The sequence below is a fragment of the Streptomyces sp. NPDC058307 genome (assembly GCF_042880295.1).
Classification (GTDB): Bacteria; Actinomycetota; Actinomycetes; order Streptomycetales; family Streptomycetaceae; genus Streptomyces.
Genome location: NZ_JBHVYZ010000062.1, coordinates 27,433 through 51,930, shown reverse-complemented (window position 1 = coordinate 51,930; position 24,498 = coordinate 27,433). Strand labels below are relative to the sequence as shown.

The window sequence follows — 24,498 nt, the reverse complement described above, 5'->3', positions numbered from 1 at the left end:
GCCCGGGCGTCCCGGGTGCCCGAGGCACCCGGGACGCCAAGTCACTGCCTGCTCGGCGAGGGACGTCAGTGGTTGAGGCCGAGGTTGCCGAAGGCGGGGTTCAGCACGCCGATGACGTTCACGCTGTTGCCGACCGCGTTCACCGGGACGTGCACCGGGGCCTGGATGAGGTTGCCCGAGACGACGCCGGGCGAGCCCACGGCCTTGCCGTCGGCGTGCGCGTCGGTGGCGGAGGCCATACCGGCACCGGCGGCGACCAGCCCGCCGGCCACCATCGTCACGGCCGCTACCTTCTTCAGGTTCTTCACTTCTAAGCCCTCCTAGCGATTACCGCGGCAGTCGCCGCAGCACGCACTGAAGAACGGCGGACGCCTGCGAAGGATGCGCCATTCGGGGGACATTCCCACGACGGTATGAATCTCACTCCGGAGCGGAACCCTCCGTATTGCCGTGCGCCTCGGGATCAACCGACCAATCCATGACGAACCGCCCACAGCGCCGCCTGAGTCCGGTCCGCCAGGTCGAGTTTCATCAGGATGTTCGAGACGTGGGTCTTGACGGTCTTCTCGGAGAGGACCAGAGCGCGGGCGATCTCCCGGTTGGAGCGGCCGTCCGAGATCAGTCCGAGTACCTCGCGCTCCCGCTCGGTGAGCGAACCACCCCTTCCCTGACCGGAGTTGTTCTCCTCCTGGGACAACAGGGCGCCCGCGACCTCGGGTTGGAGGAGAATGTGTCCGGCATGGACGGAACGGATGGCGCCGGCGAGGGCGTCCGGGTCGACGTCCTTGTAGACGTAACCGGCGGCGCCCGCGCGCAGGGCCGGAACCACCGTGCGCTGTTCGGTGAAGCTGGTGACGATCAGCACGCGCGCGGGGTTGTCCAGTTCGCGGAGTCGGCGCAGGGCCTCGATGCCGTCCATGCCCGGCATCTTGACGTCCATGAGGACGATGTCGGGCTTCAGTTCCTCCGCGCGCGCGACGCCCTCGGCGCCGTCGGCGGCCTCGCCCACTACCTCTATGTCGTCCTGCACTTCCAGGAAGGTGCGCAGCCCCCGGCGGACGACCTGGTGGTCGTCGACGAGCAGAACCCTGATCGCGTCAGCCACCGGGGACCTCCATCTCGATCGTGGTGCCCTTGCCGGGCGCCGATTCCACGGTCAGCGTGCCGCCGACCCCGCTGGTGCGGTCCCGCATGGAGACCAGGCCGAGATGGCGTCCCGCACGGCGGACCGCCTTCGGTTCGAAGCCGGAGCCGTCGTCCGTGACGCGCAGGACGGCTCCGCTGCCGCGCCGGTCCAGGGTCACGTCGACACGTTCGGCTCCGGAGTGCCGGAGCGCGTTGTGCAGGGCCTCCTGGGCGACGCGGAGCATGGCCTCCTCCTGGGCGGCGGGCAGTGCGCGGAAGTTGCGGGCGGCGAAGGTCACGCGCGCGGTGTGGGCACGGTCCAGGACCTGGATATGGGTGCGCAGCGTGGCGGTCAGGCCGTCCTCGTCCAAGGCGGCGGGGCGCAACTCGACCACGGCGGCGCGCAGTTCGTCGGTGGCCTCGGCCGCGAGCGTGGCGACCTGCTGCATCTCGTCCTTGGCGCGGGAGGGGTCGCGGTCGACGAGGGCGGCGGCGGCCTGGGCGGTCAGGCGCAGCGAGAAGAGCTTCTGGCTGACCGCGTCGTGCAGTTCGTGGGCGAGGCGGGAGCGCTCCTCGGCGATCGTGAGCTCCCGGCTGCGTTCGTAGAGGCGGGCGTTGGTAAGGGCGATGGCGGCGTGCTGGGCGAGGATCGAGAGCAGTTCCTCGTCCTCCTCGGTGAAGCCGCAGCCTCCTTCAGGCTCGGGGCAGTTCTTGTTCCTGTTCTTGTTGGCCAGGAAGAGCGCGCCGATGACCTCGTCGCCGTCGCGGATCGGCAGGCCCAGGAAGTCGACCATGTCGGGGTGGGCGGAGGGCCAGCCCTCGAAGCGGGGGTCCTTGCGGACGTCGGCGAGGCGTTCGGGGGTGGCCTCGTGGAGCATCGCGGCGAGGATGCCGTGCTGGCGCGGGAGGGGGCCGATGGCCTTCCACTGGGCGTCGCTGACACCGTCGACCACGAACTGGGCGAAGCCGCCGTGATCGTCCGGGACGCCGAGGGCGGCGTACTGGGCGTCGAGCAGCTCGCGGGCCGAGGCGACGATCGTCTTGAGGACGTCGCGCACCTCGAGGTGCCTGCTCATGGCCAGCAGCGCGGAACTCACCGCGGCGAGGCCGGACCGGGGGCCTTGACTCATGCCCTCAGCGTACGGGCGGGCTGTGACAGTGCGGATCGGACCTGTGACGGCTCCCCGCTAGGCCGGGCGACCTAGGACGAAGGGCCGCACCCTTCTGCGGCCCGCGTCCGAGGCGACGGGGAGGAGGCCGTTCCTACGTTGGGGGCACGCCGATCAGGAGGCGTGGAGGACGAGGGGACGTGTGTCATGCCGGTAGCGATCATCACGGGGGCCTCGAAGGGGCTGGGTCGGGCGCTCGCCGAGGCGCTGGCCGCGCGGGGCTGGGACCTGGTGCTCGACGCGAGGACGGCCGAGGTGCTGAAGGAGACGGCGGCCGTGGTCGCCGGGTACGGGACCCGGGTGACGGCGCTGCCCGGGGACGTCACGGATCCGGCGCACCGCTCCGAGCTGGTGGCGGCGGCCCGGAAGCTCGGCGGCGTCGACCTGCTGGTGAACAACGCGAGCGCGCTGGGCGTCGAGCCGCTGGCGCGCCTTGAGGAGCTGCCCCTGGACGGGCTGCGCCGCGCGCTGGAGGTGAACGTGGTGGCCGCGCTGGGCCTGGTCCAGGAGGCGCTGCCGCTGTTGCGGGCGTCGGGGGCCGGCACGGTGATCGCGGTGAGTTCGGACGCCGCCGCCGAGGCGTACGAGACCTGGGGCGGCTACGGGGCGTCGAAGGCCGCCCTGGACCACCTCGCGGCGGTGCTCGGCGAGGAGGAGCCGCGGCTGCGGGTCTGGGCCGTCGATCCCGGGGACATGGCGACCGACCTGTACGCGGCGGCCGTACCGGACGACGAGGACCCGCGGCCGGAGCCGGCGAGTGTGGTGCCGGCGTTCCTGCGGCTGCTGGACGAGCGGCCGGTGAGCGGGCGGTACGGGGCTCCCTCGCTGGTGGAGGGGCGATGACACCCACCGTGCGCGTACCGGAGGAGTCGGCGCGGATGCCCGCCGAACACCACAGGACTGGGCTCGACCGGGCACAGGCCGCCGGAAGCGCCGCCGGCCGGCGGCCCGCTCACGCGACGGCGAGACGACCGAGGACACCCTCCGGACGGCCCGTACGCGGGCGGTACACGCCTGCCTCGTTGCTGGAGGGGCCATGACACTCGCCGTGCGTGTACCGGAGGAGCTGTCGGCGCGGGTGCCGGCCGAGCAGCGCGGGCCCGGGCTCGACCGGGGTGCCGTACGGCTGCTGGTGTCGCGGGGGACCGCGGTGTCGCACCACTCGTTCGGGGAGCTTCCGCGGTTGTTGCGGGCCGGGGACCTGCTGGTTGTGAACACCTCCCCCACGCTGGCCGCGGCCGTCGACGGTCGGATCGGGCACACGCGTGTGGTGGTGCACTTCTCCACACGCGGGGACGACGGCCGGTGGGCGGTGGAGCTGCGGGAGCCCGACGGGAAGGGCACTACGCGTGCGCGTGCGCGTGGACCAGCGGGGACGGAGGTGCGGTTGCCCGGGGGCCTGCGGCTGGTGCTGGAGGGCGCGGTGAGCGGGCGGCTGTGGTGGGCGCGGGTGTGTGGCGGGGAGGTCCTCGGGCTACTGCGGGAGCACGGGCGGCCCATTCGGTACTCCTACACGGAGCGGGACCAGCCGTTGTCCGTGTACCAGACGGTGTTCGCGCTGCCGTCGCCCGACGGGTCGGGCAGTGCGGAGATGCCGAGTGCGGCACGGCCCTTCACCGCGCGGCTGGTGGCGGAGCTGGTGAGCCGGGGTGTGCAGTTCGCGCCGGTCACGCTGCACACGGGCGTGGCCTCGGCGGAGGCGCACGAGCCGCCGTATCCGGAGCGGTTCTCGGTGCCGGAGGCCTCCGCGCGGCTGATCAACACGGTGCGGGCCGGGGACGGCAGGGTGGTGGCTGTCGGGACGACGGCCGTGCGGGCCGTGGAGTCGGCTGCCGGGGCGGACGGGGTCGTACGCGCGCGTGAGGGGTGGACGGATCTCGTCGTGACCCCGGAGCGCGGGGTGCGGGTGGTGGACGGACTGCTGACCGGGCTGCACGAGCCGGAGGCCTCGCACCTGCTGATGCTGGAGGCGGTCGCGGGGCGGGCGGCGATCGACCGGGGCTACGAGGAGGCCCTGCGCCGGCGCTACCTGTGGCACGAGTTCGGGGACGTGCATCTGCTTCTCCCCGACGAGCACCCTCACGCACAGCATTGCGGCCGCAACTGCTGGTGAGAACGCTGTGCGGGCGATGTGAGCCCGCACATAGGGCGCAGATCACGTACTAGGCGAAATAGGAGACAAAGGCTCCCGACATGAACGGGGCAGACGTGTTGGTCTGTCCCGTTTTGCCCTCCCCGGGTCCACTACCCGGGATCGTACGTCACACCTTTGCCCGGGTGTTTTGCGGCAGCTAAGAATGGCCAACGTCGCTCAGCGCCGTGGGTTCCGCCCGCGGCGTTTGTGCCGGAAGCACCCGTGTCCGACACCGGACAGCGAGCGACCTCCGCGCTATTCGAAGAGGTCCATTCCGCATGCCCAAGAACCCTTTCACCCGTCCTCACAGTCGCGTGCTGACCAAGCGCCACAAGATCGCTGTCGCCGGAGTCGCCACGCTCGGCGCCGCCGCCGTCGCCTTCAGCGCGGTTCCGGGCAACGCGGAGACCACGACGTCCGAGGCGGCCGTCTCGTCCGCCCCGGTGAAGTACTCCTCCGAGCAGTTCCAGGGCCTCCAGGCGGACGTCAAGGAACAGCTCGCCGCCAAGGCCCTGCAGGGCAAGGCCGCCGAGGCGAAGGCCAAGGCCGAGGCCGAGGCCGCGGCGAAGGTCAAGGCGAAGGCCGCTGCGAAGGTCAAGGCGAAGGCCGCTGCAGCCGCGAAGAAGAAGGCCGCCGCCGCTGCCGCCGCCAAGAAGGCCGCGCATGCGCGCAAGGCCAAGGCCGCGAGCCGGGCCGCTCATCGCGCCAGGCTCAAGGCCGCGGTGCACAAGAGCTACGCCAACAACCTTGACGGCTGGATCAAGGAGTCCCTGGACATCATGAAGGCCAAGGGCATCCCGGGCAGCTACAACGGCCTGCACCGCAACATCATCCGGGAGTCCTCGGGCAACCCGAACGCGATCAACAACTGGGACATCAACGCCATCAACGGCATCCCGTCGAAGGGCCTGCTCCAGGTCATCCCGCCGACGTTCCGGGCGTACCACGTCCCGGGCACGTCCTGGAACATCTACGACCCGGTCGCCAACATCACCGCCGCCGCCAACTACGCGGCCGACAAGTACGGCTCGATGGACAACGTCAACAGCGCGTACTGAGGTCGCGCGGACCTCTCGTACGCGAAAAGGGCGGCACCCGGTCGGGGTGCCGCCCTTCGCCGTCGTACGGCAGGGGTCACTTGCGCATGACCTCGGGCTCGTGGCGGCGCAGGAAGCGGGAGACGAGGAAGCCGCAGACGACGCCGATGGCGATCAGGGCGACCATGTTCAGGCCCCAGGTGGTGAGCGTGTGGTCCCACAGCGGGTCGGTCGTGTCACCCGGTTTGACGGGCGGGTTGACCTGGTTGAAGTCCAGCGTGGCGCCCGCGGCGGCGACCGCCCAGCGCGACGGCATCAGATACGAGAGTTCGTTGACGCCGACGGTGCCGTGCAGGGTGAACAGGCAGCCGGTGAAGACGACCTGGACGATCGCGAACATGACCAGCAGCGGCATGGTCTTCTCGGACGTCTTCACCAGTGCGGAGATGATCAGCCCGAACATCATCGAGGTGAACCCGAGCCCCATGATCGGCAGCGTCAGCTCCGCGAGGGTGGCGCTGCCGAGGACCAGCCCTTCCTTCGGCAGCCCGCGGGTGGCGAAGCCGATGACGCCGACCATCAGCCCCTGCAGGATGGTGATCGCGCCCAGTACGACCACCTTGGACATCAGGTACGCGGAGCGGGACAGACCGGTGGCGCGCTCCCGCTCGTAGATCACCCGTTCCTTGATCAGTTCACGGACGGAATTCGCCGCGCCGGCGAAGCACGCGCCGACCGCGAGGATCAGCAGGACGGTGGTGGCCGTGCTGTTCGGCTCGGGGAGCCTGGTCCTCGGGTCGACCGGCTTGGGCAGCAGGTTGTCGCCGAAGTCGATGAGCAGGCTGACCGAGCCCAGGACGAGCGGCAGGATCACCGTCAGCGCCAGGAAGCCCTTGTCGGACGCGATGACCGACACATAGCGGCGCACGAGTGTCGCGAACTGGCCCGTCCAGCGCTGTGGCTTCGGCGGCTTCATGCCCTGCATCGGAGGCGTCTGTACGGACTGCGGCGCAACGGCGTCTATGTCCGCGGCGTACATCTGGTAGTGCTGCGAGCCCTTCCAGCGGCCGGCCCAGTCGTAGTCGCGGTAGTTCTCGAAGGAGGAGAAGACGTCGGCCCAGGTGTCGTAGCCGAAGAAGTTCAGTGCCTCCTCGGGCGGCCCGAAGTAGGCGACCGCGCCGCCCGGGGCCATCACCAGGAGCTTGTCGCACAGGGCCAGCTCGGCCACGGAATGGGTGACCACGAGGACCGTACGGCCGTCGTCGGCGAGGCCGCGCAGCAGTTGCATGACATCGCGGTCCATGCCCGGGTCGAGGCCGGAGGTCGGCTCGTCGAGGAAGATCAGGGACGGCTTGGTGAGCAGCTCCAGGGCCACCGAGACACGCTTGCGCTGACCGCCGGAGAGGGAGGTGACCTTCTTCTCCTTGTGGATGTCGAGCTTCAGCTCGCGCAGCACCTCGTCTATGCGCGACTCGCGCTCGGCGCCGGTGGTGTCGGCCGGGAAGCGGAGTTTCGCCGCGTATTTGAGGGCCTTCCTGACGGTCAGCTCCTTGTGCAGGATGTCGTCCTGCGGGACCAGACCGATGCGCTGGCGCAGCTCGGCGAACTGCTTGTAGAGGTTGCGGTTGTCGTAGAGGACGTCGCCCTGGTTGGCGGGCCGGTAGCCGGTCAGCGCCTTGAGCAGGGTCGACTTGCCGGAACCGGACGGTCCGATGACCGCGATCAGGGACTTCTCCGGCACGCCGAAGGAGACGTCCTTGAGGATCTGCTTGCCGCCGTCGACCGTGACGGTCAGATGGCGCGCGGAGAACGTCACCTCACCGGTGTCGACGAACTCCTCCAGACGGTCGCCGACGATCCGGAACGTGGAGTGGCCGACGCCGACGATGTCGCTCGGGCCGAGCAGCGTGGAGCCGCCCTTGGGGATCGGCTGACCATTGACGTACGTGCCGTTGTGGGAGCCCAGGTCGCGGATCTCCATGCGGCCGTCGGGCATCGAGTGGAATTCGGCGTGGTTGCGGGAGACCTGCAGGTCGGAGACGACCAGGTCGTTCTCCAGGGCACGGCCGATGCGCATGATGCGCCCGATGGTGAACTGGTGGAACGTGGTCGGGCTGCGGTCGCCGTAGACCGGCGGCGCGCCCGCGCTCCCGCTGCCCGCGCCGGGGTCCTGCTGCTGGTGCGGGATCTTCTGCGGCGGCTGGTGCGCGTGCGAGTACGGCTGCGGCTGCCGCTGAGGCTGTGGCCATCCGGAGTGCGAGGCCTCGGCCTGGGGTGCGGCCTGCCGAGGGGACTGGTGGGGGGCCTGACGGGGGGCCTCGTGGGGTGACGGTTGTGGTGTCTGTTGCGGGGCCTGCTGCGGTGTCTGCTGGGCCCAGCCGGGGTTCGCGCTCTGCGCGGCGTACGGCTGGGGCCGGGCCGTCGGGGCCGCGGTGCCGGAGAGGCTCAGCAGCGGGCCGTCGCTCGCGTTGCCGAGGTGGACGGCCGTCCCGGGGCCTATCTCCGTCTGATGGATCCGCTGACCGTGCACGAACGTGCCGTTGGTGCTGCTGTGGTCCTCGATGACCCAACCGCGCCCGTCCCAGCTGATCGTGGCGTGACGCCAGGACACCCTGGCGTCGTCGAACACGATGTCCCCCTGCGGATCGCGTCCGAGGCTGTACAACCTGGCCGGATCCAGCGTCCAGGTACGGCCGTTCGCTTCCAGTACGAGTTCCGGCACTCCAAGCCCCACTGAGTAGTCCCCCGAATTGCCCCCGTCACAGGGAGTGTAGGGATGTCGAACATCGTCGGGAACTATTTCAGGATCCCCCTCCTGACCGAAAGTCGAGCCCCGAGAACACCACGTTCGCGCGCTTCGGCCGGTTCCGTTGACGGGGTTGAAACCGACCCGGAGAGTGGGTAATCCACACGAGGGGGACAAGCGCGGCCTTGGCCGCGCCGCGGATCGGGGGGTCTGGCATGAGTGCGTCCATGAGCACAGAGGCCACGAAGCACGGTGTGCGGCTGCCGTGGTGGGACATCCTGCTGTCCGCGATGACGGCTGTGAGCTGGGCGTTGATCGGGATGGCAGGCGCCGCCGCGCTCGGTCTGCATCTGCTGGGGGCCGACTCCGCGGCCTCACTGGGTCCCATGACAGCGGCTGTTGTGGCTCTTGCGGCGGGTGGTTCGGTGACGCCGTCCGGTGACGTGTCCGCGTTCGGGCTGACGGGGGCGCAGGCGGCGACCGCCATCGAGATCACGCCACTGGGCGTCAGCCTGGTCGGTGCGGTGCTTTTGTCATGGTTCTTCCTGCGGTCCCTCCGGAGGGCCGGGGCGGTGATCGCGCCCTTGGAACTCCTCGCCCGAGCGGGCTCGGTGGTCGCGCTGTTCACCGCGATGATGGGCGGGCTGGCCTGGGCGGGGCACGACGTCATCACGATCGACGGGAGCGCGCTGGGGCTCGACAAGCTGCCCGGCGCGGGCGGTGGCGGCGGCGGTCTCGACATCCCCGGCCTTGGGGACGTCGGGGACATCGGCGGACTGCTGCCCGGTCGGGTCGGCGACCTCATCGACGCGAAGGCGGCGGTCGGCTTCACGGTGGACACCGCGCCGACGCTGCTCGGCGGACTCGGCTGGTCGGCCGGGATCTTGCTGGTCGCGCTGCTCGCGTCCCGCCGAACGCCGCTGCCGCGCGGCTGGGAGGCGGTCCACCGGGTCGTACGGCCGGCCGTGTCCGCCCTCGTGACGGTCCTGCTGGTCGCGGTGGCCGCGGGGCTCTCGGCGGCGGCGTACGCGGCGATCGGCGACGACCACCCCAAGCGGATCGCGGGAGCGGCGCTGCTCGGGGCGCCGAACGGGGTGTGGCTGGGCATCCCCGTCGGCCTCTTCGTCCCCTTCGACGGCCGCGCGACGGGCGTACTGACGAACTTCCTCCCGGATCCCCTGGACCGGCTGCTCACCTCCGACTCCGACCAGTCGGTGACGCTGGGACGCCTGGCGGAGCTGGACGGGCGGGTGTGGCTGCTGGGGGTGGCGGCGGCGCTGATGATGCTGCTGGCGGGGGTGCTCACCGCTGTGCGGACGCCGGTGATGGTCGCTGGGGCGGGGGATCCGGGAGCCCTCGGCTTCGCGGGGCGGTGTGCGCTGCGGCTGGGGGGCGCGACGGCGTTGGCGCTGCCGTTGCTCGCCTGGCTGACCGAGGTGTCGGTGGACGCCTCGCTGTCGGTGCTGGGGTTCGACGCGTTCGGCGCGGGGGTGCGGCTGCGGGGGCAACTCGGGATCGCGGTACTGCTCGGGGCGCTGTGGGGGGCGGGGGCGGGGGCCGCGGGGGCGTTGCTGGCGCGGGCGACGGGGGCGGCGGGGTCTCGTGCGGCGGGGTTGGCACGGGGTGACGTGGCGGGGGGTTCCGGTGTGGATGCGGGGGCGGTGGGGGTGCGCCCTGGAGTTGGGGTCGGACCTTATGCAGGTGGGGGCGGGGCTTACTGGGGCGAGAGTGCTCCCTACGCAGGTAGTGTCGGCGCGCGCGGGGATGAGGCCGGGATCTACGAGGGGGGCGCCGGGGCTGCCGGGGACGCCCCAGGAGGGTACGAGGGGGCCGGTGGTTCGTACGACGGCGCGTCGCGGTCGTACGAAGGCGGGGGGCGGTCCTACGACGGAGGTGTGCCAGGGACGGGCGGCGGCGGGGGACGGTCGTACGAGGAGACTGCGGCACGGACGGGCGACAGCGGAGGGCGGTCGTACGAGGAGACTGCGGCAGGGACGGGCGGCGGTGAAGCCGGGCCGTACGTGCCCGGTACGCCTTATCGGGCGCCCAATCCGGCTACGAACCCCTATCTGCGGGTGCCGGACGAGCTGCGGGGGCCGGAGGATGCGCGGCCTGGTGGTGAGCCGCGGCCAGCCGGTCCGCGGGAGTCGGGCCGCGGGGGTGGCGGTCAGGAGTCGCGCCCCCGGGATCATCGGGGAGCGTCGAGTGGGGTACCGCCCGCCGGGGGCTCGCGGTCGTCCGATGGGTACCGTCGGGGCGAGGGCTCGGGCTCGTCCGAGGGCAGCGGCCCGCCGCAGGATGCCGTGCGGCCCCGTGAGGATCGCTCGCAGCCGTCGGCCCAGTCGAGCGGACCGGGCCGGCCGGGCGGCTCAGCACCGCCCGACACCGTCTACGGCGCCCCGACGGTGGCCCGCCCGATCGACCAGCCCCCTCGTGCACCGCAACCACCTCCCCGGCAGCGGCCCGGCGCCCGACGACCGTCCTCAGGGGACGAGGGCCGGCAGTCGCCGCCACCGCCTCCTCCCCCGCCTCCACCGCCACCGCCACCGCCCAGGCAGCCGAAGGGGCCGCGCTGACCCACCGCAGTGCCCCCATGGCCCGTCCGTAAGGATCTCGCCACCCGCCCGACACCCAGTGTTCCGTGTCCGTCAGACGGACCGCGGGAGCGGCAGGCACTGGGTGCCGGATACGGTGGGAACACCATGAGCGCTTCGCAGACCTCGTCCCCCGACGTCCCCACCCTTCTCGTCAAGATCTTCGGGAAGGACAGGCCGGGCATCACGGCCGGCCTCTTCGACACCCTCGCCGCCTACTCCGTCGACGTGGTCGACATCGAGCAGGTCGTCACGCGTGGCCGAATGGTGCTGTGCGCGCTCGTGACCGCGCCGCCCCGTCCGCTGGAGGGCGATCTGCGGGCGACGGTCCACAGCTGGGCCGAGTCGATCAAGATGCAGGCGGAGATCATCTCCGGTCTCGGCGACAACCGGCCGCGCGGGCTGGGACGTTCCCTGGTCACCGTGCTCGGTCACCCGCTCACCGCGGAGGCCACCGCCGCGATCGCCGCCAAGATCGCCAAGGCGGGCGGCAACATCGACCGTATCTTCCGGCTGGCCAAGTATCCGGTGACGGCCGTCGAGTTCGCGGTGTCCGGCGTGGAGACCGAGCGGCTGCGCACCGCCCTGGTGACGGAGGCCGGCAAGCTCGGCGTGGACGTGGCCGTAGTCGCCGCCGGTCTGCATCGCCGGGCCCAGCGGCTCGTCGTCATGGACGTGGACTCCACGCTCATCCAGGACGAGGTGATCGAGCTCTTCGCCGCGCACGCCGGCTGCGAGGACGAGGTCGCCGAGGTGACCGCGGCCGCGATGCGCGGCGAGCTGGACTTCGAGCAGTCGCTGCACGCGCGCGTGGCGCTGCTGGAGGGCCTGGACGCCTCGGTCGTCGACAAGGTGCGTTCCGAGGTACGGCTGACGCCGGGCGCGCGCACCCTGATCCGTACGCTGAAGCGGCTCGGCTTCCAAGTGGGTGTCGTCTCGGGCGGGTTCACCCAGGTCACCGACGATCTGCAGGACCGGCTGGGGCTGGACTTCGCCCAGGCGAACACCCTGGAGATCGTCGACGGGAAGCTGACGGGCCGGGTCACCGGGGAGATCGTGGACCGTGCGGGCAAGGCGCGGCTGCTGCGCCGGTTCGCCGCCGAGGCGGGGGTGCCGCTGTCCCAGACGGTGGCGATCGGCGACGGCGCCAATGACCTGGACATGCTCAACGCAGCCGGGCTCGGGGTCGCCTTCAATGCCAAGCCGGTGGTGCGGGAGGCCGCGCACACCGCGGTGAACGTGCCCTTCCTGGACACGGTGCTGTACCTGCTGGGCGTCACCCGCGAAGAGGTCGAGGCGGCGGACGCGCACGAGGAGGACTGACCTCGACGGCGGAGAGGGCCACCCCCCGACGACACGGGAGACGCGGATCGGCAGGGGCCCGGCACCATCTCGGTGCCGGGCCCCTGCCGTGTCCTACGCGAGCGGAAGGTGTCCGTCAGTCGGACGGCGCCCAGTAGTCGACGAGGGTGGCCACGCCGGGCTCCAGGGCCTTCCAGGGGCCGCTGAACGACAGGACGGCGAAGGCTGCGGCGGGGAAGCCGCGGTCACTCATCCGTTGGCGGGCCTCCCCCTCGGCGGCGCCCGCGAGGATGTCGGCGAGGCCCTGCACACCCGGGTTGTGACCGATCAGGACGGCGTTGTGCACGTCGTCCGGGGTTTCGTTGAGAACGGCGATCAGCTCACCGGGAGAGGCCTCGTAGATCCGCTCCTCGTAGACCGTTTTCGGCCGGTGCGGGAACTCCTGCACGGCGAGCTTCCAGGTCTCACGGGTCCGGGTCGCGGTGGAGCAGAGGGCCAGGTCGAGAGGGATACCGGAGTCGACCAGCCGCCGTCCGGCTTCCGCTGCATCTTTTCGGCCCCGGTCGGCGAGCGGCCGCTCGTGGTCGGTCACCTCGGGCCAGTCGGCTTTCGCATGCCGGAAAAGGACAATCCTGCGGGGATCTGCGACGCTCATGGGATCCAGCTTCGCATGAAACAGGCCATGGGGCGCAGGGAGTTGACGGGCGGCTTCGCGGGTGCTCAGCGCGCTATGAGCTGCTGTACGCGCTCCAGGAACTGGGTGACGACGGGGTCGCCGGAGGCCGCGTGCGCGTCGGTGGGATTGAGGATCAGGGCCAGGAGCACCACGAAGGCGAGTGTCGGCAGGACGAGGGCCCACCAGGGCAGCCGGATGTCGACGCCGCCCCGGGACGCCGGGTGGGGCGGGGTGTGCGTAGGGGCCGACATGAGTGCCTCCGCTGGTCTTCGAGTGCCTCGTGATCCGCCTCTCGCGGTCACATCTCGAAGCTACGGAACCTGGGCCCCTCAACCCATCCGGTGATCCACCCAGTTGACCCTGAAACTCGCCCCCTAGGGGACCGGGGGGTTAACCCCACCGTCGGGCCGGGGAGCGGGTGACCGGGTCAGGGGGAGGCGATCGTGGCGATGATCGCGATGATGATGAAGATGGCGAAGAACGAGCCGAAGACCAGCAGCATCTTCTTCTGGCCGTTCTGGGGATTCGGATCGAGCACTGGCATGGGGCCAGTCTCGCACCCCGGTCTCTTACCAAGGCTGCCAGGGTGACCTCAGCGCGCCGCCTCGGCCTCCACCGTACGGTCGCGGCCCGCCAGCACACCGACCGCCATCTGCGGGACCATCAGGCCGATCATGAGCGCGATCGGCAGGCCCCAGCCGCCGCTGTGCTGGTAGAGCACGCCCACCAGGAGCGGTCCCGGGATGGAGATCAGATAGCCGGTGCTCTGTGCGAACGCGGACAGCTGGGCGACGCCCGCGCCGGTCCTGGCCCGCATCCCCACCATGGTGAGGGCCAGCGGGAAGGCACAGTTGGAAATGCCGAGCAGGACGGCCCAGGCCCAGGCACCGGCGGCGGGGGCGAGGTACAGGCCCGCGTAACCGGCGAGACCGCAGACGCCCAGGGCGATCACGATCGGGCCCTGGTGCGGCAGCCGGGTGGCCACGCGCGGGATGACGAAGGCGAGCGGGACGCCCATCACCATCGTGACCGCGAGCAGCAGCCCGGCGGTGCCCGCGGGCACGCCCGCATCCCGGAAGATCTGCGCCATCCAGCCCATGGTGATGTAGGCGGCGGTGGCCTGGAGCCCGAAGAAGACGGCGAGCGCCCAGGCGGTCCGGCTCCGGGTGATCCGCAGGGCGGGCGGCGCGGGGGACTTCACGCGCGCGTGCACGGGCCGGACGGGTCCGGCTCCCTCCACACGCGTGTGCACGCTCCGGGCCGCCTTCGGCTCCGTCGGCGCCGGCCCCCGGTCCCGCACGAGCGGGATCCACGGAAGCACCGCCGCGGCCGCCAGGCCCGCCCACACCGCGAGCCCTGACTGCCAGCTCCCGCCCAGCGCCTCGGTCATCGGCACGGTCACGGCGGCCGCCGCCGAGGTGCCGAGGGCGAGAGCCATCGAGTACAGGCCGGTCATGGAACCGACCCGGTCGGGGAACCAGCGCTTGACGATGACCGGCATCAGGACGTTGCTGACGGCGATGCCCATGAGGGCGAGCGCGCTGGCGGCCAGGAAGCCCGCCGTGGAGCCCGTGTACGGCCGTATGAGCAGGCCGGTCGTGATGGCGACCATGCCCGCGCACACCACCGCGCCCGCGCCGAAGCGACGGGCCAGCCGCGGCGCCATGACGCCGAAGACGGCGAAGCACAGCGGGGGCACCGAGGTGAGCAGGCCGGCCACGCTGCCGCTCATGCCGAGTCCGTCGCGCACCTCTTCGAGGAGGGCGCCGAGGCTGGTGATGGCCGGGCGGAGGTTGAGGGCGGACAGCACGATGCCGACGACGACCAGGCGCACCGCCCACGCGCGCGGGGCGGCCACCAGCGGTCCTCCGTCGGGCGGGGTCGCGGAACTGTGTGCGGTCGTGGACTTCGCTGTCCGGGTTTCCTCGCGTGCCATGCCCCCATCATAGAATCATGGGATGATTGGTTGTCCATCCCCGGGTCGTCCGATGTCGTCCCGCCCGTGCGAAGGTGTGCCATGCCCCTGAGCCATCCCCGCCGCTCGGCGCTGTCCGAGCAGGTCATCGCCGCGCTGCGCAACCAGATCACCTCGGGCGAGTGGCCGGTCGGCTCCCGGATCCCGACCGAGCCCGAGCTGGTCGAGCAGCTGGGGGTCGCCCGCAACACCGTCCGCGAGGCCGTCCGCGCGCTCGCGCACAACGGGCTGCTGGACATTCGTCAGGGCTCGGGGACGTACGTCGTGGCGACCAGTGAGCTGGCGGGCGTGATGCACCGCAGGTTCGCCGACGCGGACCCCCGGCACATCGCCGAGCTGCGCTCCACCCTGGAGTCGTCCGCGGCGCGGCTGGCCGCCGAGCGGCGAACCGAGAAGGACCTCAAGCAGCTCGACGCGCTCCTGGTGCGGCGCGAGGATGCCTGGGAGTCGGGCGACGCGGAGGCCTTCGTGACCGCGGACGCCACCTTCCACCTGGCCGTGGTGGCCGCCTCACACAATGACGTGATGACCGAGATGTACGCCGACCTCGGCGAGGTGCTGCGGGACTGGCTGCGCGAGGACGTCGGCGACGAGCTGACGCCGGAGACGTACATGGACCACACCCGGCTCGTCGACGCGATCCGCGCGGGCGACGCGACGGCGGCCGCCGGGGAGGCGGCCGGCTACCCCTTGCAGTGCCGTCCGGGGCGGTTCAGCGCGCCAGTTTCCGGTGGCTGACCCACACCGAGCGGACCTCTTTCCAGCACCGGCCGGTCAGCCGCACGGTCTGCGCGGGTCCGGCCGCGATCTCGGCGCTGTCGGTGTCGAGGTCCCACCAGCGCTCGCACTCGATGTGCAGGCGGACGCCGTCGGTGCGCGGATAGGGGTTGTGGCAGTAGGTGGTCACACGGGAGCCGGTGACCTTGCTGCGGCAGGAGGCGCCGAACAGCTCCCCGGCGGCGGCTGCGGGCGCTTCCACGCGTGTGTGCGCCATCGCTTCGTACGGCAGGTACATCACGAGACAGACGGCTGCGGTCACTGAGGCCGGACTGCGGGACAGGCGCACAAGGGGACCTCCTCGGCCGTGCTGGGGAGGGAATCGCGGGTGAACGCGTAATCCAGCGTGCCCAGTTGTCGCAGGTGCGCGCCCGACGTGGTGGGCCGAACGGGTGAGGGCCCGCGTCCCGAAGGACACGGGCCCCGGCACTTCACGAGAGGCCTGGCGTCAGGCGCCGATCGCGTGCAGACCGCCGTCCACGTGGATGATCTCGCCGGTGGTCTTCGGGAACCAGTCGCTCAGCAGGGCGACGATGCCCTTGCCGGCCGGCTCCGGGTCCTTGAGGTCCCACTCCAGCGGGGAACGGTTGTCCCACACCGCGGCCAGGTCGCTGAAGCCCGGGATGGACTTGGCGGCCATGGAGGCGAGCGGGCCCGCGGAGATGAGGTTGCAGCGGATGTTCTGCTTGCCCAGGTCACGCGCGACGTAGCGGCTGGTGGCCTCCAGGGCGGCCTTCGCCGGGCCCATCCAGTCGTACTGCGGCCAGGCGTACTGGGCGTCGAAGGTGAGACCGACGACCGAGCCGCCGTTCTGCATCAGCGGCAGGCAGGCCACGGTGAGCGACTTCAGGGAGTACGCCGAGACGTGCATGGCCGTGGCCACGGACTCGAACGGCGTGTTCAGGAAGTTGCCGCCGAGCGCGTCCTGGGGCGCGAAGCCGATGGAGTGCACGACACCGTCGAGGCCGCCGAGCTCCTCGCCGACGAGGTCGGCCAGCCGGCCGAGGTGCTCGTCGTTGGTCACGTCGAGCTCGATGACCTTGGTGGGCCTGGGCAGCTTCCTGGCGATGCGCTCGGTCAGCGTGGGCCGCGGGAACGCGGTCAGGATGATCTCGGCGCCCTGCTCCTGGGCCAGCTTCGCGGCGTGGAAGGCGATGGAGGACTCCATCAGCACACCGGTGATCAGGACGCGCTTGCCCTCGAGAATTCCGCTCATGGTGTTCAGTGACCCATTCCCAGTCCGCCGTCAACGGGGATGACGGCTCCAGTGATGTACGAGGCGTCGTCCGAGGCGAGGAACCGCACCGTCGCGGCGACCTCCTCGGGCTGCGCGTAACGACCGAGCGGCACCTGCTTGACGATGCCCGCACGCTGCTCGTCGGTGAGCACCTTGGTCATGTCGGTGTCGACGAAGCCGGGCGCGACGACGTTGAAGGTGATGTTGCGGGAGCCCAGCTCACGGGCGAGCGAACGCGCGAAGCCGACCAGGGCGGCCTTGGAGGCGGCGTAGTTGGACTGGCCTGGGCCGCCGTAGAGGCCGACGACCGAGGAGATCAGGACGACCCGGCCCTTCTTGGCGCGCAGCATGCCGCGGTTGGCGCGCTTGACCACGCGGAAGGTGCCGGTGAGGTTGGTGTCGACGACCGAGGTGAAGTCCTCCTCGGACATCCGCATCAGGAGCTGGTCCTTGGTGATGCCGGCATTGGCGATCAGCACCTCGACCGGGCCGTGCTCGGCCTCGATCTCCTTGTAGGCCTGCTCCACCTGCTCGGTGTCGGTGATGTCGCACTTGACGGCCAGGAAGCCGGCCGGCGGCTCACCAGAGCGGTATGTGATGGCGACCTTGTCGCCGGCATCGGCGAACGCGCGGGCGATGGCGAGGCCGATGCCCCGGTTGCCTCCGGTGACGAGAACCGAGCGGCTCAACGGATCACCCTTTCCCTTGGGGTCTGACACACCCGCCCGAACACCCTCGATGGCAGGCGGCTTCCCCGAAAACCTATCGGGCCGGTCGCCGTCACGGACATTCGGGCACCGACAGTGGCTTACGGGACTCGCTGTCGGGTCCCTACAGAAAGATGCCGGCAGCGGTCCCAAACGTGTGGTCCGCGCACCGGTCGTCGCGACATGATCGGAGCAGCCGTCGCCCACCCTCACGCCGACAGGAAGAGACCCAGGTGCCTCATACCATCGACGAAGCCTTCACTGCGCTTCCCCTACGTGCCCTCGCCGACGCCGCGCTGGCACGCGCGCGTGCGCTCGGTGCCGAGCACGCGGACTTCCGGTTCGAGCGGGTGCGCAGCGCGTCCTGGCGCCTCAGGGACGCCAAGCCGTCCGGGTCCTCCGACACCACCGACCTCGGGTACGCGGTCCGGGTCGTGCACGGTGGCACCTGGGGCTTCGCGTCGGGGGTGGACCTGACGATGGACGCCGCCGCCAAGGTCGCCTCGCAGGCCGTGGCCATGGCGAAGCTCTCCGCCCAGGTGATCCGCGCGGCCGGGTCGGACGAGCGGGTGGAGCTCGCCGACGAGCCCGTGCACGCCGACCGTACGTGGATCTCGTCGTACGAGATCGATCCGTTCTCCGTGCCCGACGAGGAGAAGGCGGCGCTGCTCGCGGACTGGAGCGCGCGGCTGCTGGGGGCGAGCGGCGTCAACCATGTCGACGCCTCGCTGCTCACCGTGCACGAGAACAAGTTCTACGCCGACACCGCGGGCACGGTGACCACGCAGCAGCGGGTCCGGCTGCACCCGCAGCTGACCGCCGTGTCGGTCGACGAGTCCAGCGGTGAGTTCGACTCCATGCGGACCATCGCGCCGCCGGTCGGACGCGGCTGGGAGTACCTCACGGGCACCGGCTGGGACTGGGAGAGCGAGCTGGAGCAGATCCCCGAGCTGCTCGCCGAGAAGATGCGGGCGCCCAGTGTCGAGGGGGGCCTGTACGACCTCGTCGTCGACCCGTCCAACCTCTGGCTGACCATCCACGAGTCCATCGGCCACGCCACCGAGCTGGACCGCGCCCTCGGCTACGAGGCCGCCTACGCCGGCACCTCCTTCGCCACCTTCGACCAGCTCGGCAAGCTCAGGTACGGCTCCGAGCTGATGAACGTCACCGGTGACCGCACCGCCGAACACGGCCTCGCGACCATCGGCTACGACGACGAGGGCGTCGCGGGCCAGTCCTGGGACCTGGTGAAGGACGGCACCCTCGTTGGCTACCAGCTGGACCGGCGGATCGCGAGGCTGACCGGGTTCGAGCGGTCCAACGGGTGCGCCTACGCCGACTCCCCCGGGCATGTCCCGGTGCAGCGCATGGCCAACGTGTCGCTCCAGCCGGACCCGGCCGGGATGTCGACCGAGGATCTCATCGGCAGCGTGGACCGCGGCATCTACGTCGTCGGGGATCGGTCCTGGTCGATCGACATGCAGCGCTACAACTTCCAGTTCACCGGCCAGCGGTTCTTCAGGATCGAGAACGGGCGGATCACCGGGCAGCTGCGGGACGTCGCCTACCAGGCGACCACCACCGACTTCTGGGGCTCGATGGCCGCGGTGGGCGGCCCGCAGACCTATGTCCTCGGCGGCGCCTTCAACTGCGGCAAGGCCCAGCCGGGGCAGGTCGCGGCCGTGTCGCACGGGTGCCCGTCGGCCCTCTTCAAGGGCGTCAACATTCTGAACACCACGCAGGAGGCCGGTCGATGAGCCCGCGTACCAACAAGCCGCACGAGATCGTCGAGCGGGCCCTCGCGCTGTCGCGGGCGGACGGCTGTGTCGTGATCGCCGACGAGCAGTCGACCGCCAACCTGCGCTGGGCGGGCAACGCGCTCACGACGAACGGCGTCACGCGCGGGCGCACGCTCACGGTCGTCGCTACCGTCGACGGCAAGGAGGGCACCGCCTCCGGGGTGGTCTCCCGGTCCGCGGTCACCGAGGACGATCTGGAGCCGCTGGTGCGGGCCGCCGAGGCCGCCGCGCGCGGCGCCGGGCCCGCCGAGGACGCCCAGCCGCTGGTCACGGGCGTCCCGGAGTCCCCGGACTTCACGGACGCGCCGGCTGAGACCTCCTCGGCCGTCTTCGCCGACTTCGCGCCGGCGCTCGGCGAGTCCTTCGCACGCGCGCGTGCGGGCGGCCGCGAGCTGTACGGCTTCGCCAACCACGAGCTCGTCTCGACGTACCTGGGCACCTCCACGGGGCTGCGGCTGCGCCACGACCAGCCCAACGGCACGCTGGAGCTGAACGCCAAGTCGCCGGACCGTACCCGCTCGGCCTGGGCGGGGCGCTCCACGCGGGACTTCAAGGACGTCGACCCGGCGGCGCTGGACGCCGAGCTCGCCGTACGCCTCGGGTGGGCCGAGCGGCGCATCGAGCTGCCCGCCGGGCGGTACGAGACTCTGCTGCCGCCGACCGCGGTCGCCGACCTGCTGATCTACCAGCTGTGGTCGGCGTCGGGGCGGGACGCGGTCGAGGGGCGGACGGTGTTCTCCCAGCCGGGCGGCGGCACCAGGATCGGTGAGACGCTCACCGAGCTGCCGCTGACGCTGCGCAGCGACCCGAACGAGCCCGGGCTGGAGACCGCGCCGTTCGTCGTCGCGCACTCCTCCGGCGGCGATCAGTCGGTGTTCGACAACGGCCTTCCGGTCGGGCCGACCGCGTGGATGAGGCAGGGCACGCTGGCGCATCTGACCACCACCCGGCACAGCGCGGGCCTGACCGGGCTGCCCGTCGCCCCGGCGATCGGCAACGTGATCCTGGACGGCGGCCAGGACCTCTCCCTGGAGGAGATGGTCGCGAACACCGCGCGCGGGCTGCTGCTGACCTGCCTGTGGTACATCCGCGAGGTCGACCCGGCCACACTGCTGCTCACCGGGCTGACCCGGGACGGTGTGTACCTCGTCGAGAACGGCGAGGTGACCGGGGAGGTCAACAACTTCCGGTTCAACGAGTCGCCGGTCGGTCTGCTGGGGCGGGCGACGGAGGCGGGGCGGACGGAGAAGACGCTGCCGAGGGAGTGGAGCGACTACTTCACCAGGGCCGCGATGCCGGCGCTGCGGGTGCCGGATTTCAATATGAGTTCTGTCAGTCAGGGCGTATAACCTCGTAGCCGGTAGTCACTCGACTGCCCGAGGACCTTTCGAGGAGATACGAGAACCGTGACGGACATCGTCGACGAGCTGAAGTGGCGGGGCCTGTGGGCCCTGTCCACTGACGAGGACGCTTTGCGCAAGGCGCTCGCGGACGGTCCCGTCACGTTCTATTGCGGTTTCGACCCGACCGCGGCCAGTCTTCACGTCGGTCACCTGGTCCAGGTCCTCACCATGCGCCGGCTCCAGCAGGCGGGCCTGCGCCCGCTGGCGCTGGTGGGCGGGGCGACCGGCCAGATCGGCGACCCGCGCCCCACGGCCGAGCGCACGCTGAACGACCCGGAGACGGTCGCGAACTGGGTCACGCGGCTGCGTTCGCAGATCGAGCCGTTCCTGTCCTTCGAGGGCGAGAACGCCGCGGTGATGGTGAACAACCTGGACTGGACGGCCGGGCTGTCGGCCATCGAGTTCCTGCGGGACATCGGCAAGCACTTCCGCGTCAACAAGATGCTCACCAAGGACTCGGTCGCGCGCCGGCTGGAGTCCCAGGAGGGCATCAGCTACACGGAGTTCAGCTACCAGCTGCTCCAGGGCATGGACTTCCTGGAGCTGTACCGGCGGTACGGCTGCACGCTCCAGCAGGGCGGCAGCGACCAGTGGGGCAACCTCACGGCGGGGCTCGACCTGATCCACAAGCTGGAGCCCGAGGCCGAGGCGCACTGCCTGGCGACGCCGCTGATGGTCAAGGCGGACGGCACCAAGTTCGGCAAGACCGAGGGCGGCGCCGTCTGGCTCGACCCGGAGATGACGACGCCCTACGCGTTCTACCAGTTCTGGCTGAACGTGGACGACCGGGACATCTCGACGTACCTGCGCATCCTGTCCTTCAGGTCCCGCGAGGAGCTGGAGGAGCTGGAGAAGCAGACCGAGGAGCGGCCGCAGGCCCGGGCCGCGCAGCGGGCGCTGGCGGAGGAGCTGACGACGCTGGTGCACGGCGCCGACCAGACGGCCGCCGTGATCGCCGCGAGCCGTGCCCTCTTCGGGCAGGGTGAGCTGGCGGAGCTGGACGAGAAGACGCTGACCGCGGCGCTCTCGGAGGTGCCGCACATCCGCGTCGCCGAGCTCGGTGCCGTCGTGGACTTGTTCGCCGAGGTGGGACTCGTGGCCAGCAAGTCGGCCGCGCGGCGGACGGTGAAGGAGGGCGGGGCCTACGTGAACAACGTCAAGGTCGCGGCCGAGGACGCGGTGGCCGCCAAGGAGGACCTGCTGCACGGTCGCTGGCTGGTGCTGCGCCGGGGCAAGAAGAACCTGGCCGCGGTCGAGGTCACGTCGGCCTAGGTCCTGAGCACGGCAGAAGGGGGCGCCTCTCCCGTTGGGGGCGCCCCCTTCGTCGTACGGCTCTCAGGTCCGGTACTTCCTCTTGCCCAGCGTCGCCATGTAGAGCATGTCGCCGACGGCGACGATGATGATCGCGGCGATGAGCTGGAAGACGTGGCGGCTCCAGTCGATGCCGCGGGTCTCGTCCACGCCGAAGCCGCGCGCCATGGCGTTGCCGGCGATGGCGCCGAGCATGCCGAAGATGGTGGTCAGCCAGAGGGGACTGTGCTGCTTGCCGGGGATGATCGCCTTCGCGAGCAGGCCCAGCACGAATCCCACGATGATCGCCCACAACCAGCCCATGGCTGCCTCCTCGTACGGCTCTACGTGAGCATTTCGGCCAGTGTCGGTCCGTTCGCACTACGCCGCATGTCGGGTACGGCCGTACGTGCCGGGAGTGAGGCCGTCGGCCCTGGCGGGAGGTGCCCCGGTCTCGTAGGCGGCGCAGACGCGGCGTACCGTGGAAGACGGCCGGGCCCGGTACCTCCACCGGGTACGGAGCGGATGTGGAGCCGGGAGCGGTCCGATGCGGGCGGATGGTGGAATGTGATGCGGAAGCAGCATGGCGGCGGCAGCGCCCAGGTGTTCCGGATCACCGGAGCCCGGACGAGCCTTCAGGAGGACGTGCGCGGACGTCAGCGCCGGTACGTCATCTCGATGACGGTCCGTACGCTGTCGGTGGTGCTCGCGGCCACGCTCTGGAACGTCGAACGGCACGTCGCGGTCGTCGCGCTGGTGCTGGGGGCGGTTCTGCCCTATATCGCCGTCGTCATCGCCAACGCGGGGCGGGAGAACGCGCCCTCGCTGCCGTCGACCTTCATGACCGCTCCCGTCCGGACGATGATCATGCCGCCGCGGGCCGAGGACGAGTTCGCGGAACCCGTGCCGGAAGGACGAGCGGACGGGGCGGCGTCGGGTACCCGGGGTGAACCGCGCGAGCGGACGTGACGGGTGTTCTGAGCACCAAGCTCAAGAAAAGCTCAGATCAATCATGTTGTTCCGGTGCCGGGCCAAGGGTTACCCGTGACATACTTCGTACGCGCTCCGCATCCCCCGTCGGAGCGACAGACCGACGCCGGGCAGCTCCCCCCGTGGCTGCTCGGCGTCGCCTTTTCCCCCGCTTGTCCTCCCCGCTTGTGAGACGAAATCCGTGAGTGACGAGACCCCGATCTGCTCCGCGAAGGGCTGCCGCGAAGACGCCGTGTGGGTGCTCGCGTGGAACAACCCGAAGATCCACACGCCGGAGCGGCGCAAGACGTGGCTGGCCTGTGAGGAGCACCGGGAGCACCTGTCGCAGTTCCTCGGGGTGCGGGGTTTCCTCAAGGAGTTCGTGAAGTTCGAGGACTGGCAGGCGCCCGAAGGGGCCTAGCCTCCGATCGCGGACATCGGCCGGTCCGGCTGGACGAAGGTCGGGTCGTCGAGGCCCGCGCCCGCCTTCTTGCCCCACATCGCCTCGCGCCAGATCCGGGCGATCTCCTCGTCACCGGCGTCGGAGCGCAGGGCCGCTCGCAGGTCGGTCTCCTCGCGGGCGAACAGGCAGGTGCGTATCTGGCCGTCGGCGGTGAGGCGGGTGCGGTCGCAGGCGGCGCAGAACGGGCGGGTGACCGAGGCGATGACGCCGACCACATGGGGACCGCCGTCGACGATCCAGCGCTCCGCGGGGGCCGAGCCTCGGGCCTCCGCACCCTCCTCGGTGAGGTCGAAGCGGGTGCGCAGGGAGGTCAGGATGTCCCCGGCGGTGATCATCCCGTCGCGCTTCCAGCCGTGCTGGGCGTCCAGGGGCATCTGCTCGATGAAGCGCAGTTCGTAGTCGTGCTCCACCGCCCAGGCCAGCAGGTCTGGGGCCTCGTCGTCGTTCAGCCCCGGCATCAGCACGGAGTTGACCTTGACCGGGGTCAGGCCCGCCTCGCGGGCGGCGTCCAGGCCCTCCAGGACGTCCCGGTGGCGGTCCCGGCGGGTGAGGGTCTTGAAGACGTCCGGGCGCAGGGTGTCCAGGGAGACGTTGACCCGGTCCAGGCCCGCCGCCTTCAGGGCTTTCGCGGTGCGCTTGAGGCCGATGCCGTTGGTGGTCAGGGACATCTGGGGGCGCGGGGCCAGAGCCGCGACGCGCTCGACGATGCCGACGAGGCCCGGGCGCAGCAGGGGTTCACCGCCGGTGAAGCGGACCTCCTCGATGCCCAGGGAGGTGACGGCGATGTCGATCAGGCGCACGATCTCGTCGTCGGTGAGCAGATCCGGCTTGGCCAGCCACTGCAGGCCCTCCTCGGGCATGCAGTAGGTGCACCGCAGGTTGCAGCGGTCGGTCAGCGAGACTCGCAGGTCGGTGGCCTGCCGGCCATAGGTGTCGATGAGCACGTGGGCCCCCTCCCTCGTAGCGGATCAGTACCTGCACCATCGTTTTCCGTCACTTGCGAGCCTACGTGACCGCACTGACAACGACAGTGCCCGATCCCACGACGTACGAAGCGACCGCGTCGTAGAGACCTACGACACGGCCGCCTCACGG

General features: G+C 70.9%; 24 protein-coding genes. 11 read left to right on the top strand and 13 right to left on the bottom strand.

What is annotated here, in order from left to right; genetic code table 11:
- Positions 1 to 65: 65 nt before the first annotated feature.
- The 3 genes from chpE to ACFVYN_RS33015 all read right to left on the bottom strand — a co-directional run bounded on the left by chpE (position 66) and on the right by ACFVYN_RS33015 (position 2,255).
- Positions 66 to 308, bottom strand: coding sequence for a chaplin ChpE (gene chpE, locus ACFVYN_RS33025; protein WP_390005377.1), 243 nt, complete (start codon positions 306 to 308; stop codon positions 66 to 68).
- 155 nt (positions 309 to 463) lie between these two features.
- Positions 464 to 1,105, bottom strand: coding sequence for a response regulator (locus tag ACFVYN_RS33020; protein ID WP_390005374.1), 642 nt, complete (start codon positions 1,103 to 1,105; stop codon positions 464 to 466).
- Entirely contained in the window at positions 1,098 to 2,255 is a 1,158-nt protein-coding gene (locus ACFVYN_RS33015; RefSeq protein WP_390005371.1) for a GAF domain-containing sensor histidine kinase, read from the bottom strand. Before ACFVYN_RS33015 ends, ACFVYN_RS33020 begins: the two co-directional genes overlap by 8 nt.
- Positions 2,256 to 2,441: 186 nt before the next feature.
- Between ACFVYN_RS33015 and ACFVYN_RS33010 the strand changes: the two genes are divergently transcribed.
- The 3 genes from ACFVYN_RS33010 to ACFVYN_RS33000 all read left to right on the top strand — a co-directional run bounded on the left by ACFVYN_RS33010 (position 2,442) and on the right by ACFVYN_RS33000 (position 5,486).
- Complete coding sequence (locus tag ACFVYN_RS33010; RefSeq protein WP_390005368.1) at positions 2,442 to 3,137, top strand: SDR family NAD(P)-dependent oxidoreductase; 696 nt, start codon at positions 2,442 to 2,444, stop codon at positions 3,135 to 3,137.
- A 193-nt stretch (positions 3,138 to 3,330) separates the two neighbouring features.
- The gene (locus ACFVYN_RS33005; RefSeq protein ID WP_390005365.1) at positions 3,331 to 4,407 is read left to right on the top strand and encodes an S-adenosylmethionine:tRNA ribosyltransferase-isomerase; all 1,077 of its coding nucleotides are present in this window, start codon (positions 3,331 to 3,333) and stop codon (positions 4,405 to 4,407) included.
- 299 nt (positions 4,408 to 4,706) lie between these two features.
- Positions 4,707 to 5,486, top strand: a complete 780-nt coding sequence (locus ACFVYN_RS33000) for a transglycosylase SLT domain-containing protein (protein WP_390005362.1) — start codon at positions 4,707 to 4,709, stop codon at positions 5,484 to 5,486.
- Positions 5,487 to 5,562: 76 nt separating this feature from the next.
- Here ACFVYN_RS33000 and ACFVYN_RS32995 read toward each other — a convergent pair whose 3' ends face one another.
- Positions 5,563 to 8,187, bottom strand: a complete 2,625-nt coding sequence (locus tag ACFVYN_RS32995; protein WP_390005359.1) for an FHA domain-containing protein — start codon at positions 8,185 to 8,187, stop codon at positions 5,563 to 5,565.
- A 251-nt stretch (positions 8,188 to 8,438) separates the two neighbouring features.
- On the opposite strand from ACFVYN_RS32995, the gene ACFVYN_RS32990 reads away from it, so the two are divergent.
- A complete protein-coding gene (locus ACFVYN_RS32990) occupies positions 8,439 to 10,787 on the top strand; it encodes a streptophobe family protein (RefSeq protein WP_390005356.1) in 2,349 nt (782 codons plus the stop codon).
- A gap of 126 nt (positions 10,788 to 10,913) precedes the next feature.
- Positions 10,914 to 12,128, top strand: coding sequence for a phosphoserine phosphatase SerB (gene serB, locus ACFVYN_RS32985; RefSeq protein ID WP_390005354.1), 1,215 nt, complete (start codon positions 10,914 to 10,916; stop codon positions 12,126 to 12,128).
- A 115-nt stretch (positions 12,129 to 12,243) separates the two neighbouring features.
- On the opposite strand, the gene ACFVYN_RS32980 is transcribed toward serB, so the two are convergent.
- From ACFVYN_RS32980 to ACFVYN_RS32965, 4 genes are all read right to left on the bottom strand, one after another.
- Entirely contained in the window at positions 12,244 to 12,762 is a 519-nt protein-coding gene (locus ACFVYN_RS32980) for a SixA phosphatase family protein (protein WP_390005351.1), read from the bottom strand.
- A gap of 65 nt (positions 12,763 to 12,827) precedes the next feature.
- Positions 12,828 to 13,034, bottom strand: coding sequence for a hypothetical protein (locus ACFVYN_RS32975; protein ID WP_390005349.1), 207 nt, complete (start codon positions 13,032 to 13,034; stop codon positions 12,828 to 12,830).
- A gap of 176 nt (positions 13,035 to 13,210) precedes the next feature.
- On the bottom strand, positions 13,211 to 13,327 hold the full coding sequence (locus tag ACFVYN_RS32970; protein WP_352390406.1) for an SGM_5486 family transporter-associated protein: 117 nt from the start codon (positions 13,325 to 13,327) through the stop codon (positions 13,211 to 13,213).
- Between the two features lie 48 nt (positions 13,328 to 13,375).
- A complete protein-coding gene (locus ACFVYN_RS32965) occupies positions 13,376 to 14,719 on the bottom strand; it encodes a CynX/NimT family MFS transporter (RefSeq protein ID WP_390005346.1) in 1,344 nt (447 codons plus the stop codon).
- A gap of 81 nt (positions 14,720 to 14,800) precedes the next feature.
- Between ACFVYN_RS32965 and ACFVYN_RS32960 the strand changes: the two genes are divergently transcribed.
- A complete protein-coding gene (locus ACFVYN_RS32960; RefSeq protein ID WP_390005344.1) occupies positions 14,801 to 15,496 on the top strand; it encodes a FadR/GntR family transcriptional regulator in 696 nt (231 codons plus the stop codon).
- On the opposite strand, the gene ACFVYN_RS32955 is transcribed toward ACFVYN_RS32960, so the two are convergent.
- The 3 genes from ACFVYN_RS32955 to fabG form a co-directional block, all read right to left on the bottom strand.
- Positions 15,471 to 15,824 carry a hypothetical protein gene (locus ACFVYN_RS32955; protein WP_390005342.1) on the bottom strand — a complete coding sequence of 118 codons (354 nt, stop codon included), beginning with the start codon at positions 15,822 to 15,824 and terminating at the stop codon, positions 15,471 to 15,473. The genes ACFVYN_RS32960 and ACFVYN_RS32955 overlap by 26 nt on opposite strands.
- 159 nt (positions 15,825 to 15,983) lie before the next feature.
- Positions 15,984 to 16,751 (bottom strand): enoyl-ACP reductase FabI, encoded by a 768-nt coding sequence (fabI, locus tag ACFVYN_RS32950; RefSeq protein WP_390005339.1) that lies wholly within the window; start codon positions 16,749 to 16,751, stop codon positions 15,984 to 15,986.
- Positions 16,752 to 16,756: 5 nt separating this feature from the next.
- Positions 16,757 to 17,461, bottom strand: a complete 705-nt coding sequence (gene fabG / locus ACFVYN_RS32945) for a 3-oxoacyl-[acyl-carrier-protein] reductase (protein ID WP_329290401.1) — start codon at positions 17,459 to 17,461, stop codon at positions 16,757 to 16,759.
- A 251-nt stretch (positions 17,462 to 17,712) separates the two neighbouring features.
- Between fabG and ACFVYN_RS32940 the strand changes: the two genes are divergently transcribed.
- Genes ACFVYN_RS32940 through tyrS form a run of 3 tightly spaced genes read left to right on the top strand, consistent with a single transcriptional unit; the run spans position 17,713 to position 21,953 of the window.
- Positions 17,713 to 19,236 (top strand): TldD/PmbA family protein, encoded by a 1,524-nt coding sequence (locus ACFVYN_RS32940; RefSeq protein WP_390005335.1) that lies wholly within the window; start codon positions 17,713 to 17,715, stop codon positions 19,234 to 19,236.
- Positions 19,233 to 20,627, top strand: a complete 1,395-nt coding sequence (locus ACFVYN_RS32935) for a metallopeptidase TldD-related protein (RefSeq protein WP_390005332.1) — start codon at positions 19,233 to 19,235, stop codon at positions 20,625 to 20,627. Before ACFVYN_RS32940 ends, ACFVYN_RS32935 begins: the two co-directional genes overlap by 4 nt.
- 57 nt (positions 20,628 to 20,684) lie before the next feature.
- Positions 20,685 to 21,953: a tyrosine--tRNA ligase gene (gene tyrS / locus ACFVYN_RS32930; protein WP_390005329.1), complete on the top strand. Its 1,269-nt coding sequence runs from the start codon at positions 20,685 to 20,687 to the stop codon at positions 21,951 to 21,953.
- Positions 21,954 to 22,016: 63 nt separating this feature from the next.
- Here the strand turns inward: tyrS and ACFVYN_RS32925 are convergent, their stop codons facing one another.
- Positions 22,017 to 22,295: a GlsB/YeaQ/YmgE family stress response membrane protein gene (locus ACFVYN_RS32925; protein WP_390005327.1), complete on the bottom strand. Its 279-nt coding sequence runs from the start codon at positions 22,293 to 22,295 to the stop codon at positions 22,017 to 22,019.
- Positions 22,296 to 22,541: 246 nt separating this feature from the next.
- Between ACFVYN_RS32925 and ACFVYN_RS32920 the strand changes: the two genes are divergently transcribed.
- Together ACFVYN_RS32920 and ACFVYN_RS32915 are read left to right on the top strand one after the other, a co-directional pair.
- Complete coding sequence (locus ACFVYN_RS32920; RefSeq protein ID WP_390005325.1) at positions 22,542 to 22,940, top strand: DUF3099 domain-containing protein; 399 nt, start codon at positions 22,542 to 22,544, stop codon at positions 22,938 to 22,940.
- Between the two features lie 202 nt (positions 22,941 to 23,142).
- The gene (locus ACFVYN_RS32915) at positions 23,143 to 23,361 is read left to right on the top strand and encodes a hypothetical protein (protein WP_390005323.1); all 219 of its coding nucleotides are present in this window, start codon (positions 23,143 to 23,145) and stop codon (positions 23,359 to 23,361) included.
- On the opposite strand, the gene moaA is transcribed toward ACFVYN_RS32915, so the two are convergent.
- Positions 23,358 to 24,347 (bottom strand): GTP 3',8-cyclase MoaA, encoded by a 990-nt coding sequence (moaA, locus tag ACFVYN_RS32910; protein WP_390005321.1) that lies wholly within the window; start codon positions 24,345 to 24,347, stop codon positions 23,358 to 23,360. The genes ACFVYN_RS32915 and moaA overlap by 4 nt on opposite strands.
- Positions 24,348 to 24,498 lie beyond the last annotated feature (151 nt).

Excerpts from the sequence above, each read along its gene's own strand:
- ACFVYN_RS33015 (WP_390005371.1), bottom strand. The coding sequence starts at position 2,255 with ATGAGTCAAGGCCCCCGGTCCGGCCTCGCCGCGGTGAGTTCCGCGCTG.
- ACFVYN_RS32960 (WP_390005344.1), top strand. The coding sequence starts at position 14,801 with ATGCCCCTGAGCCATCCCCGCCGCTCGGCGCTGTCCGAGCAGGTCATC.
- ACFVYN_RS33005 (WP_390005365.1), top strand. The coding sequence starts at position 3,331 with ATGACACTCGCCGTGCGTGTACCGGAGGAGCTGTCGGCGCGGGTGCCG.
- ACFVYN_RS32970 (WP_352390406.1), bottom strand. The coding sequence starts at position 13,327 with ATGCCAGTGCTCGATCCGAATCCCCAGAACGGCCAGAAGAAGATGCTG.
- ACFVYN_RS32990 (WP_390005356.1), top strand. The coding sequence starts at position 8,439 with ATGAGCACAGAGGCCACGAAGCACGGTGTGCGGCTGCCGTGGTGGGAC.
- ACFVYN_RS32920 (WP_390005325.1), top strand. The coding sequence starts at position 22,542 with ATGCGGAAGCAGCATGGCGGCGGCAGCGCCCAGGTGTTCCGGATCACC.
- fabI (WP_390005339.1), bottom strand. The coding sequence starts at position 16,751 with ATGAGCGGAATTCTCGAGGGCAAGCGCGTCCTGATCACCGGTGTGCTG.
- ACFVYN_RS33010 (WP_390005368.1), top strand. The coding sequence starts at position 2,442 with ATGCCGGTAGCGATCATCACGGGGGCCTCGAAGGGGCTGGGTCGGGCG.
- serB (WP_390005354.1), top strand. The coding sequence starts at position 10,914 with ATGAGCGCTTCGCAGACCTCGTCCCCCGACGTCCCCACCCTTCTCGTC.
- ACFVYN_RS32975 (WP_390005349.1), bottom strand. The coding sequence starts at position 13,034 with ATGTCGGCCCCTACGCACACCCCGCCCCACCCGGCGTCCCGGGGCGGC.
- ACFVYN_RS32980 (WP_390005351.1), bottom strand. The coding sequence starts at position 12,762 with ATGAGCGTCGCAGATCCCCGCAGGATTGTCCTTTTCCGGCATGCGAAA.
- ACFVYN_RS32935 (WP_390005332.1), top strand. The coding sequence starts at position 19,233 with ATGAGCCCGCGTACCAACAAGCCGCACGAGATCGTCGAGCGGGCCCTC.
- ACFVYN_RS33000 (WP_390005362.1), top strand. The coding sequence starts at position 4,707 with ATGCCCAAGAACCCTTTCACCCGTCCTCACAGTCGCGTGCTGACCAAG.
- ACFVYN_RS32925 (WP_390005327.1), bottom strand. The coding sequence starts at position 22,295 with ATGGGCTGGTTGTGGGCGATCATCGTGGGATTCGTGCTGGGCCTGCTC.
- ACFVYN_RS32965 (WP_390005346.1), bottom strand. The coding sequence starts at position 14,719 with ATGGCACGCGAGGAAACCCGGACAGCGAAGTCCACGACCGCACACAGT.